At 39.5% G+C, this 10,942-nt stretch carries 8 protein-coding genes; 6 read left to right on the top strand and 2 right to left on the bottom strand.

From position 1 onward, the window contains the following. Positions 1 to 69: 69 nt before the first annotated feature. The 6 genes from J2S07_RS21055 (at position 70) to J2S07_RS21030 (ending at position 7,164) form a co-directional block, all read left to right on the top strand. The gene (locus J2S07_RS21055; protein WP_307152355.1) at positions 70 to 327 is read left to right on the top strand and encodes a YheC/YheD family protein; all 258 of its coding nucleotides are present in this window, start codon (positions 70 to 72) and stop codon (positions 325 to 327) included. A gap of 90 nt (positions 328 to 417) precedes the next feature. Continuing rightward, positions 418 to 1,611 carry a KamA family radical SAM protein gene (locus tag J2S07_RS21050; protein WP_307152353.1) on the top strand — a complete coding sequence of 398 codons (1,194 nt, stop codon included), beginning with the start codon at positions 418 to 420 and terminating at the stop codon, positions 1,609 to 1,611. A 141-nt stretch (positions 1,612 to 1,752) separates the two neighbouring features. Beyond that, positions 1,753 to 3,141 (top strand): UDP-N-acetylmuramoyl-tripeptide--D-alanyl-D-alanine ligase, encoded by a 1,389-nt coding sequence (locus tag J2S07_RS21045; protein WP_307152352.1) that lies wholly within the window; start codon positions 1,753 to 1,755, stop codon positions 3,139 to 3,141. A gap of 275 nt (positions 3,142 to 3,416) precedes the next feature. Continuing rightward, on the top strand, positions 3,417 to 4,049 hold the full coding sequence (locus J2S07_RS21040; RefSeq protein ID WP_307152351.1) for a TetR/AcrR family transcriptional regulator: 633 nt from the start codon (positions 3,417 to 3,419) through the stop codon (positions 4,047 to 4,049). 34 nt (positions 4,050 to 4,083) lie between these two features. Further along, positions 4,084 to 6,402 (top strand): ABC transporter permease, encoded by a 2,319-nt coding sequence (locus J2S07_RS21035; RefSeq protein WP_307152350.1) that lies wholly within the window; start codon positions 4,084 to 4,086, stop codon positions 6,400 to 6,402. A 3-nt stretch (positions 6,403 to 6,405) separates the two neighbouring features. Further along, positions 6,406 to 7,164 carry an ABC transporter ATP-binding protein gene (locus tag J2S07_RS21030; RefSeq protein WP_307152349.1) on the top strand — a complete coding sequence of 253 codons (759 nt, stop codon included), beginning with the start codon at positions 6,406 to 6,408 and terminating at the stop codon, positions 7,162 to 7,164. A 216-nt stretch (positions 7,165 to 7,380) separates the two neighbouring features. Here the strand turns inward: J2S07_RS21030 and J2S07_RS21025 are convergent, their stop codons facing one another. Both J2S07_RS21025 and J2S07_RS21020 read right to left on the bottom strand, forming a co-directional pair. Beyond that, the gene (locus J2S07_RS21025; protein WP_307152348.1) at positions 7,381 to 9,999 is read right to left on the bottom strand and encodes an ABC transporter permease; all 2,619 of its coding nucleotides are present in this window, start codon (positions 9,997 to 9,999) and stop codon (positions 7,381 to 7,383) included. Beyond that, complete coding sequence (locus J2S07_RS21020; RefSeq protein WP_307152347.1) at positions 9,996 to 10,670, bottom strand: ABC transporter ATP-binding protein; 675 nt, start codon at positions 10,668 to 10,670, stop codon at positions 9,996 to 9,998. The genes J2S07_RS21025 and J2S07_RS21020 overlap by 4 nt, the downstream gene beginning before the upstream one ends. Between the last annotated feature and the right edge of the window lie 272 nt (positions 10,671 to 10,942).

The raw sequence follows: 10,942 nt of genomic DNA, 5'->3' as shown, positions 1-10,942 counted from the left end.
CATACCCAAGGGGAATAACATGGAGGAGCCGTATGCGACGACCCGCACGTACGGATCTGCGAGAGGCGCATGAATTTTTCATGCGCCTACTCTATTACCATTTATGAATCCTTGGAAAAGGTGTATGGGACATTTGGAGAAATAGGAATCGATTTCGGGATTGATCAAGCTGGAGAGATATGGTTTATTGAGCCGAATTCTAAATCAGCAAAAGTCTCCCTCATGAAAGCCTACGATCAAGAGACGTTTCATCAGGCTTTCGTTAATCCTCTATTATATGCCAAATATTTATATATGCAAAAAAACACTGATCCCGATATAGGTTAGGGGGAATGTGGGGTCTCGAGGCAATCCAGTCTGGCTGGACTAAAGATGAAAGAATAAGATGGAGTTTAATTACATCCTGGAGGTTTTTGAATGAAAAATCCTAAATATATAACAAATATAAGTAAAATAGAAGAATTGAGTGAGGAGGAAAAAAGAGTACTTGAAACCGTTACGGAGAAGTTTGTTTTTCGAATAAACGAATATTATTTAAATCTTATTGACTGGTCTGATCCAGAAGACCCGCTGCGTAAGTTGGTGATTCCGTCCTCTGAGGAATTGTTGGAATACGGCAGATGGGACGCATCTGATGAGGATACAAACTATGCTGTAAAAGGCTGCCAGCATAAATACTCTACCACTGCTCTACTTTTGGTTTCAGAAGTTTGTGGGGCCTACTGCAGATATTGTTTTCGTAAGCGGTTGTTTCGTTCAGATGTAAAAGAAGCGATGTCTGATGTAACCGAGGGGCTTGAATACATCAGAAAAACCCCAGAAATTAATAATGTTCTTCTTACTGGGGGGGATCCTCTGATACTAGGCACCCCAAAATTGCGATGGCTTCTTGAAAATTTACGTGATATTGAACATGTGCAAATAATCAGGATTGGCTCTAAAATACCTGTATTTAATCCGATGCGGATTTATGAAGATGAAGATCTTTTGGCTTTATTGAAAGAGCACTCCACTGTGAACAAAAAAATATATGTCATGGCCCATATTAATCATCCACGAGAAATGACATCTCAGGCACTTAAAGCAATTGAAGCTCTGCAAGAAGCAGGAGTAACCGTTGTGAATCAGACTCCAGTAGTGAAGGGAATAAACGACGATCCGACTGTTTTAGGTGAATTGTTAGATAAATTATCTTGGGCAGGAGTTACTCCTTATTATTTTTTTGTGAATCGGCCAGTAGCAGGAAACGCTTCGTTTGTCCTGCCTTTGGAACAAGTATACCGTATCGTTGAGGAAGCGAAGGCCAAAACCTCCGGCCTCGGTAAACGAGTCAAATTAGTTATGAGTCATACTTCCGGCAAAATTGAAATTCTTGCAATTGAGAATGGAAAGGCCTATTTGAAATATCACCAGTCACGTGATGGCGATTATGGCAAGTTCATGATTCTGGACTGTCCACCGACGGCATCTTGGTTTGACGACTTACCAAATAATGAGCAATATTGGGAAAAACCAATAAAAAAGACGAATGAAGTGATTTCTGTGAATGAGTTGCCTCCTATACCTCAAAAACGTCCTTCTCCTAATTCTTATATTAAAGAAAGAGCTTAATCTATAATTATGAAATTCCATAAAATAGGGAATTATCCGAATTAGTCCGTCAATATAGCCAATTAGAGGAGGTAAGCTTTGCAACAAATAGCACAGTATTATGAATATCCCTTTTTAAAAAAGCAATTTAGGAGGGAGATTTTGAAGACATTATTATTGGAGAACATTTTAACTGCGTTGAACCTTCAACCTAATGAAAAGCAAAAAGGCAAAAAAATTAAGATGGTCACGAAAGACAGAAGCGAAATTAAAAATCATACGTTATATTTTCATTGGCACGACAGAAAGGTTCCCGTTGATAGGATAAAGAATTATAAGGATGTATTTATCGTTACTGAAAAACCATTTGCTAATATGAATAAATTGAAACCCGAGCAAATTATTATGGTAAAGGATCTCGAAGAAAGCTTCTTTACATTCACCTCGTATTACAGGCATTTATTTAACATCCCTGTAGTGGCCATTACAGGTACTTGTGGAAAGTCTACTACAAAAGAAATGCTAAAACACATTTTGGAAGAAAAATACAACGTCCAGGCAACCCAATCCAGTAAAAATGGCGGTTATTACCATCTCCCTTATTTAATGGGGATTGACGAAAATACAGATGTGGCTGTGTTTGAAACAGCTGTAGCTAATATGGGGCATATGACGGAGGCATGTAAATATTTTTACCCGACTATTGGGATTATAACTATGATTGATGTAGATCATACGGATAGATTTCGCTCATTTGATGACTATTTATCAGAAAAGGCAAAAATAATGGAAGGTATGAATAATGAGGGGACTCTCATTCTTAATATAGACGACCCAAGTCTTCGCTCTCTTGATACTTCAAAGTTTAAGGGAACAATTATTACATTCGGCAAACGTAAGGATGCTGATTTTAAGATTAAGAAGTGTCAACAATATTCATCAGGAATGACTTTTTGGATTAAATATAAGCAAAGTGAATTTAAGGGATATATACCAGGTCTTGGAGAACATAATGTATATAATGCAGTTACCTCCTTGGCAGCCGCTGCAATCTTAGGAATAGATCTTCACTATGCTTTAAAAAGATTATCCTCGTTTCATCACATGAGATCCCATTTTGAAATATTTGAAGGACGAAACCAAATTACAGTGGTGGATGATACTTGGAAGTCAAATCCTGCTTCCTTAAGAAAGGGCTTAGAAACTTTAAGCAGTATAGCCTCGCCCAATCAAAGAAAAATTGCTGTTCTAGGAAGAATGGCAGCACTGGGAAAATATGCTAATGAGGAATACGAAAAGGCAGGACATCTGCTCGGTAATTTAGGATTTGATGTTCTAATTACGAAAGGTTCCGTTGCAAAAGACTTTGCAAAGCCTGCTATCGAGGCCGGAATCAATCCGGATAATGTTTATCATTTTTCAAATGTAGATGAAATGAAAAGATTTTTCGATTCATTTTTAATCCCAAATGACATTATTTATTTCAAATCGGGCGGTCAGGGCGAGAAGGACCGCGACATTGATGATGTCATTGATTATTTAAGAAGTTAAATGGGTGAAACTGGGCTTAATATAGCCTGAGTTCTATTAAGCATGTTTCGAATATTTTTTCGAAACATGCTTTTTTCTTTGTTCGTTTATCAAGGTATTAGCATCAAATTGATCAAACATTATTTTAATGCATTATGTTTTGCAGGTATTTTTTACTTAACTTAATTTGGTGTAGCGATATATTCACACATTCTCTCTTGACCATTCAAAAATTGCATGTTAATATGCAATTATGAAACCGACAGACAGTCGGTCTATTTTGAGGAGTTGAAAAAATGAGAGTTTCAAAAAAAGCTGAGGAGCGCAGGAACGAAATACTTGATGCAGCCGATGAACTTTTTGGTCAGAAAGGCTTTGATGGCACAAGTACAAACGATATTCTCACGAAGGTTGGAATTGCACGTGGAACACTGTATCATCACTTCAAGTCGAAGGAGGATATTATGGACGCATTGATTGAGCGACATGCTGTCCACCTTCTAGGAGCGGCACAGGAAATTGCTGCAGACAAGAGCATACCCGTAAATGAACGTATTATCCGGGTTGTCATGTCACTGAACATAAGTGGTGAAAACGGCAAGGAAATTATGGAGCATATTCATAAGCCACAGAACGCACTTATGCATCAGAAAATACAAAAGGTCATCATCAATGGTGTCCCACCGATACTAACGGGAATCATTCGCGAGGGCATTGATCAAGGACTATTCAGTACACCGTATCCGTATGAATGCATGGAAATGATTGTGGCATATACAAATATTGTTTTTGATGACGATATCGTTAATTTGACGAATGAAGAGCTTGCTTCACGTATACAGGCGCTTATTTTCAACGTGGAAAGGCTACTTGGAGTGGAAAGTGGCAGTCTTATGTATATGATGAGGATGTTTGATGGCATAACTTGAAATCTATTAAAAAGCTTGAAAACAGAGGTGACCTATGTATTACAGAATAATCCGTAATGATATTTCAAAAAGCAAACTGATAACACTGACAACAATGATATTTGTCGCTGCTGCGGCTATGCTTGTTTCTCTCTCGGCGATACTTGTCGTAAACCTATCGGGTGCAATTGATACACTTATGAAGCAGGCGAAAACTCCGCATTTTATGCAGATGCATTCGGGTGCAATCGATACGGCACGGCTTGCAGATTTCGCGGAAAAGAACAGCAATGTCGATGAATATCAGGTGCTTGAATTTCTCAATGTGGATGGTGCGCAAATTGTAATTGACGGAAAGTCGCTTGCGGGCAATGTCCAGGACAACGGCTTCAGCACCCAGGGCGAAAAATTTGATTATCTCCTTGATCTTGACGGAAACGTTATAAATGTTTCAGATGGGGAGATATATGTGCCGGTAGGTTATATGAAGGATGGAACTGCAAAAATCGGTGACAAGGTTGTGGTAAACGGAAAGAAATTTACCGTTGCAGGATTTCTCCGCGATTCACAGATGAATTCGTTGCTTGCTTCGTCGAAGAGGTTCCTTGTGAGCGAAAATGATTATGCAGCAATTAAGGATTTCGGAAGCACGGAATATCTAATTGAGTTCAGATTAAAGGACTTGTCTGAAATTGGTACATTCGAAACTGCTTACACTTCCGCAGAACTTGAAGCAAACGGACCAACCATTACATACCCGCTATTCAAAATGCTTAATGCCATTTCCGATGGGCTGATGATTGCAGTCATACTTCTAGTAGGTGCGCTTGTCGTTGCAATCGCATTTATGTGCATACGATTTACGCTCCTTGCGAAAATCGAAGATGACTACCGTGAAATAGGTGTTATGAAAGCCATAGGGCTACGTGTTTCCGACATAAAAAAGCTTTATCTTGCAAAATACGCAGCAATTGCAGCAGTTGGTAGTACTCTCGGATTTGCACTCTCATTTATGTTTAGAGGCATGCTACTTGAGAATATACGGCTTTATATGGGGGAAGGTGAACATTCTTCTATCGCTTTATTTTTCGGAATAATCGGTATGTTGCTTGTATTCCTTGCAGTTATTGCTTATGTAAGCAGGGTGTTGAAACGCTTTCGAAAAATATCGGCTGCGGAAGCAATTCGCTTTGGCGCTTTACAGGAAAAATCCGCAGGCGCAAAACATTTTTTCCTAAGCAGTAACAGGCTGCTTAACACAAATATTTTTCTAGGTGTAAAAGATGTTTTTGCAAGGAAAAGTCTTTACACTACAATGCTTGCTGTTCTAGTAATCTCGACATTTATTATTATCGTTCCACAGAACCTGTACAACACGATTTCCTCAAAAAGCTTCATCACATATATGGGGATAGGAAGTAGTGATATCCGCATAGACATTCAGCAGACCGACAATATTTCTAAAAAATCAGCAGAAATTGTCAGGACGTTGGAGCGCGACAGCTCTATATCTAAACATGCTCTCCTTACGACCAAAACATTTACAGCAAAGACGGAGAACGGTTCGGAGGAAGAAATAAAAATTGAACTTGGCAACCATTCGATATTCCCAGTTGAATATTCCATAGGCAGAGCCCCCGTAGCAGAAGATGAAATCGCACTTTCTGCTCTTAACGCCGATGAGCTGGGAAAAAAGGTCGGTGATGATCTTACACTGGCGATTGAAGGGAAGGAGAACAATCTCACGGTAAGCGGGATTTATTCAGACATTACGAACGGTGGTAAAACCGCAAAGGCTGTTTTCCACGACGATTCGGCGGATATTATGTGGTCCATTATTTACGCGGAGCTTCCGGATAAATCTCTTGTCGGAGAAAAGATTTCGGAATATGGTGACAAGTTCGGTTTTGCAAAGATTTCGGGTATTGATGAATATATTACACAGACATTTGGCTCAACAATTAGCTCTGTCAATAAGGCCTCTTTTGCAGCAATTATCATTGCACTGATGATTACGATCCTGGTTACACTGTTGTTTATGAAAATGCTTATCGCAAAGGACAGATACCCCATTTCAGTAATGAAATCGCTCGGTTTTACAAACTCGGATATTATGGCGCAGTATATGTCAAGAGCGGTATTCGTTCTCATTATCGGAATTATTCTCGGCACGTTTCTAGCTAATACTCTCGGAGAGGCACTTGCAGGCGCCGTTATCTCATCATTTGGAGCGTCATCATTTAATTTTACTGTTCATCCACTTAATGCGTATCTATTATGTCCATTGATGATGATAGGCTCAGTTCTAATCGCAACTATAATCGGCACATCGAGTGCGGGAAAAATAAAAATATCCGAAAATATAAAGGAGTAGACCATGAAGAAGATGATTATCTGTGAAAATATAGAAAAATCCTTCGGAGAGGGCAATGAAAAACGCAAGGTTCTTGACGGAGTGTCTGTTGAAATAAACGAGGGAGAATTCGTTTCAATTATGGGACCTTCGGGCTCAGGGAAATCGACACTTATGTATGCAGTGAGTGGAATGGACGTCATTGACAGCGGCAAGGTTTTTTTTGAAGGCAAGGATCTATCAACCTTTAGTGAAAAGGAGCTCGCCGACATACGCAGAACAAAAATGGGTTTTGTTTTTCAGCAGCCGACTTTGCTTAAAAACCTGAATATTCTCGATAACATCATTCTCCCTTCCATGCGGGATAACAGAAAAAGTGCTACGAAGATTACCAAAAAAGCAAGGGCACTTATGGAAAGGGTTGGTATTGCAGAACTGGAAAAGCGTGATATTACCCAGGTATCAGGGGGACAGCTCCAGCGTGCAGGAATATGTCGTGCTCTTATTAGCAATCCTAAGGTTATTTTCGGTGACGAGCCGACTGGGGCACTTAACTCAAAATCCGCACAGGAAATTATGGATATCATTTCTGAAATTAATGCAGAAGGTACTGCGTTTATGCTTGTAACTCACGACGCAAAGATTGCAGCCAGGACTGAGCGTATTATGTTTATGCGCGACGGAAAAATCGTGAGTGAAATGCGGTTTAAGAAATTCGATGGCTCAGATATTGATGACCGGATGAAAAAAGTCATGGCAAAAATGCAGGAGATAGGAATATAAAATGTTGGAAGCTTTTTGTTGAAGAAGAGAATAAGTGGGGGACGGAAGCGATTTTATTGTTGGCTTTATAAAGCATAAAGAAAGCGTTTGGGCTATCCAAACGCTTTCCTACAGTTATTTCCTAAGGGTCAATCCTTCTACAAATTTAGTAGAAGAATAATCAAATTATGAATCGATAATCAAGATACTGTTTACTTCATAAAGCTAATGGAACCTCTATGCAGCTTTTTTTAAAGGACTTTTTCTTCTTAAGTGCAGAGTAGACGATAAATCTTTCTTTAAGAAGAAAACAAGATTGATTACTGCAAAAAGGACAACTACTAAAAAGAAGCCTGTAGCTGACACAAAGCTGACCGTCCACATTGAAACATTCATGCCGAATAGTGAAGAGAATAAAATGATGCATAATGCGTTGCCAATTAAAATGGAACACCCTGACCATAAAGTAATTTCTCGCAAGTAAAAGAATAGTATATGTCGGGTCTTCCAACCTATTGATCGAAAGATGCCAATCTCTTGTTGTCTTGCAGTAAATAAGGAAGCAAACCCTTCACCAAGGGTAAATATAGCAAGTATATATGCGCTCAAAATCAGAAGAATATGCCAGCTACTCGATTGTATATTCACATATTCACCTAGTATTGTCACACTCGTTTGTTGAACAGTTTCAGTTAGCGATAAATACACATAGGTAGATAATCCACTTACAAAAATAAGCTGAATAAATGGAGAACGTATATACCTACTATAAAACTTTAAATTTTTTAGGAGCAGCCCTTTTCCGATTTTTGGGCTTTTTCTATATGATTTTCTGAGATTGCGGTTCTTTCCCACGAAGACCGATAAAAATAGGAAAGTAGTGATTGTTAATCCCGTATGCCAAACATAAATTGAACTAGGGGCATCCTGTAACACTTGAAATGCGATCATTCCTGCTAATGAAATAGCCCACGCAATAGCTGTTAAAAATAGGATCTCCATTCTCAACAGTTTCAAAATATATCTTCGATTCCAACCAAGAAAACTAAGGGTTCTAAGTTCATTTTCTTTTGACACCTGCCAAAATTGTACTCGATTAATTACATAAGTGGCAGCCACAAAGAAAAAAGCAATGCTAAGAATCATGTTGGTTAAATCCCATTGGGATACTAGGGCGCCAGATGCGCCGAGTGTCGTCCAAGACTCGGTTACGATACCAAGTCCTTCTACGTCAACATCCAAGCTCTGCGGAGATGCACCAGCAACAATAGAGACATGAAGACCCATTTCCTCTAGCTCACTTGCTATCCTTTCAATTTTTTCAGCTGCCTTTTTAGTATAGCCGTTAATTCCGGCTACTTTTACACGAATTGCATCAATGGGTTTATCCCCTTTGATTAATGCTGCTGAACGAATGTTTGTTACACCTGATGTGGCAGGTGTGACAAAGCTCCCTGGAAGAGTAGTCGCGTGCATAGTCTTAACTTTTCCGTCTTTGTCCTCGTATGTAACGGGTGCATGTTGATAAATTCCAAGAGGGCTAGATGCTAGACTATCCTTTCGTTTTCCTGGGTCGAACTCACCAACTGGGTCGATTATCCAAACTGGTTTATTGTGTTCAAGGGATTCTGTTAAAGTCATCCCGACTTTTTCTACTTCCCTATAGAGGGGTACTCCATTTTCCTCACCGAGTTTCTTGATCGCTAGTTTTCCGTTTTTCTGTACATACTGAGGTTGACCAGCCCGATAATATTGCGATGTATAATTGAATTCCATTCGTTGAACATAGCCATTTCCCGCATTTAATTCGCTCATCTCACCCTCTTCATTTAACATAATCGCCTTATCCTGATTAAAAGGATTTAGCATTGGCCCCATGTCGATGGTAAGTTCTTTTGAATGAACGGGCGGTAATTGTTTGATTTCGGAAAGAAAATCATTATAGGCATCTTCACTCCTGTTCCATAAATCCTCGAAAGTTACATAGTTGACATCATTTGGATTATATTCATCTAATAGTTCGAGTTCATCCCGGTAATTTTTTGTATCTTCAGGGCCTATATCTAATTGATCCATGGATATATTAAGATTAATTGATACTGTTGCGGCTTTGGAATCCAGTACCGGTATGAGTGTAGAATTGGGATAGGCGGACTGGTTCATTGCTCCATATCCAGTTTTCGGATTCTCTTCGTCAATCCCGTCAAAGACGATTCCAGTTAGCTTCTCTTCTTCGACTGGATCAATTCCGACTAGCAAATGATAGGTGACTGGCAGCGGAAATTGGATAGCTTGTCCAGTACATAGATTTGAAAGACTTTCAGAATATATAATCTCAAACTTTGGATAAAGTCTCTTATATGCTGGAGGGAGAGTGCCGGCCGTCTCTAGCATTGCGCAGACATACTTTTCACTGATGGGATAATGATTGATTCCGTCAGTCGTTTCATATTGGGCTACATATCTTGTGGATGTTTCAGGCATTGGGAATCCGATATTTGACTGGATTCCAGTAAAATAACCAAGGGAAGCAACTGGAGCGGCAATCTCAATATCAGAGCGCTCCTGAATCTCTTTCCACTGACTGATTGAAATGCCACCGTTACCAAAGCCGAGGTAATTTTCTGGAACGATTCCTTTTTTTTCTTCTATTTGCCTCTCAATTCCGAGAGGGCGAACAAGTAAATCATAGCTACCACGCCCATAAAAGGTAATATCGGACTCCACTTGTTTTTGCGAGTTTTCCATAAAAGCCATCGCAAAGGGGGTCAAAATAAAAATAAGAATAAAAGCGAGTATGTATAATAAGGAAGCCCCTTTATGATGACGAAATTGGCGGAATATTAAGCTCTTCATGCTTCAACCCTCTCTTTCAAAATTCCGTCCCGCAAAAATAGAACTCGGTCGCCATATTTCGCTATCTCCTCATCATGAGTTACAATTAAGATAGTCATACCCTCTTGATGTAGGCCTTCTAAACAAGATAAAACATTATCTCTATTCTCCCGATCTAAATTTCCTGTTGGCTCATCGCATAGTAATATTTCTGGAGAATGTACCATCGCTCTTGCAATTGCGGTACGCTGTTTTTCTCCTCCCGACAACTCTCCAGGCAAATGGTAGAGTCGGTGGGACATATGCAACTTTGACAACATTGCAGTAGCTCTTTCTTCATTTTCCTTTTTCGACATATAAGGCCATTGAGGGAGCATTACATTCTCAAGAACGGTGAATTGGTCGAAGAGCCGATAATGCTGAAATATATAGCCGATTTTCTCTCGGCGAAAATCCTGAAGACTATCATCAGAAAGCTTATCTAGCTGGATACCGACTACTTCCACCTCGCCGGAAGAAGAACGTTCCATTCCTCCAATAACATTTAACAGGGTTGTTTTCCCTGATCCAGATGGGCCCAAAATGGTAATCCATTCGCCTTTTTCGATGGATAAAGAAACATCCTGAAGAGCATGTATGGTGTTAAAACCATTGTATTCAACCTGTACGTTCTTTAAATGAATTATACCCATAGACGATTTGCCTCCCTATGAAAGCTGTCCACCTAAATTCGCCTTAGGTGGACAACTTATATCATAACAAATTGGTATTTTTATAGTTTTAAGGCTTTGTTAGGTATTTATAAACGGTGGCGCTTGCAACATGAAGATGACCATTGGTATCCTCAACTAGAAGTCCAGGAGTATATTTTTGGCTCTTCGCTATTTAGTGTTGAAAAGACAAATTACTAGGACCTTGCCGTTTCTATCATTCCTTGAGTATCATGGGTATTTGGTACCTCGCT

Source organism: Anoxybacillus andreesenii (assembly GCF_030813005.1).
In the GTDB taxonomy this organism is placed as follows: domain Bacteria; phylum Bacillota; class Bacilli; order Bacillales; family Cytobacillaceae; genus Robertmurraya; species Robertmurraya andreesenii.
The sequence above is the reverse complement of the archived record's forward strand: the minus strand, read 5'-3'. Positions and strand labels throughout refer to the sequence as shown.

Excerpts from the sequence above, each read along its gene's own strand:
- J2S07_RS21030 (WP_307152349.1), top strand. The coding sequence starts at position 6,406 with ATGAAGAAGATGATTATCTGTGAAAATATAGAAAAATCCTTCGGAGAG.
- J2S07_RS21035 (WP_307152350.1), top strand. The coding sequence starts at position 4,084 with ATGTATTACAGAATAATCCGTAATGATATTTCAAAAAGCAAACTGATA.
- J2S07_RS21055 (WP_307152355.1), top strand. The coding sequence starts at position 70 with ATGAATTTTTCATGCGCCTACTCTATTACCATTTATGAATCCTTGGAA.
- J2S07_RS21025 (WP_307152348.1), bottom strand. The coding sequence starts at position 9,999 with ATGAAGAGCTTAATATTCCGCCAATTTCGTCATCATAAAGGGGCTTCC.
- J2S07_RS21050 (WP_307152353.1), top strand. The coding sequence starts at position 418 with ATGAAAAATCCTAAATATATAACAAATATAAGTAAAATAGAAGAATTG.
- J2S07_RS21040 (WP_307152351.1), top strand. The coding sequence starts at position 3,417 with ATGAGAGTTTCAAAAAAAGCTGAGGAGCGCAGGAACGAAATACTTGAT.
- J2S07_RS21020 (WP_307152347.1), bottom strand. The coding sequence starts at position 10,670 with ATGGGTATAATTCATTTAAAGAACGTACAGGTTGAATACAATGGTTTT.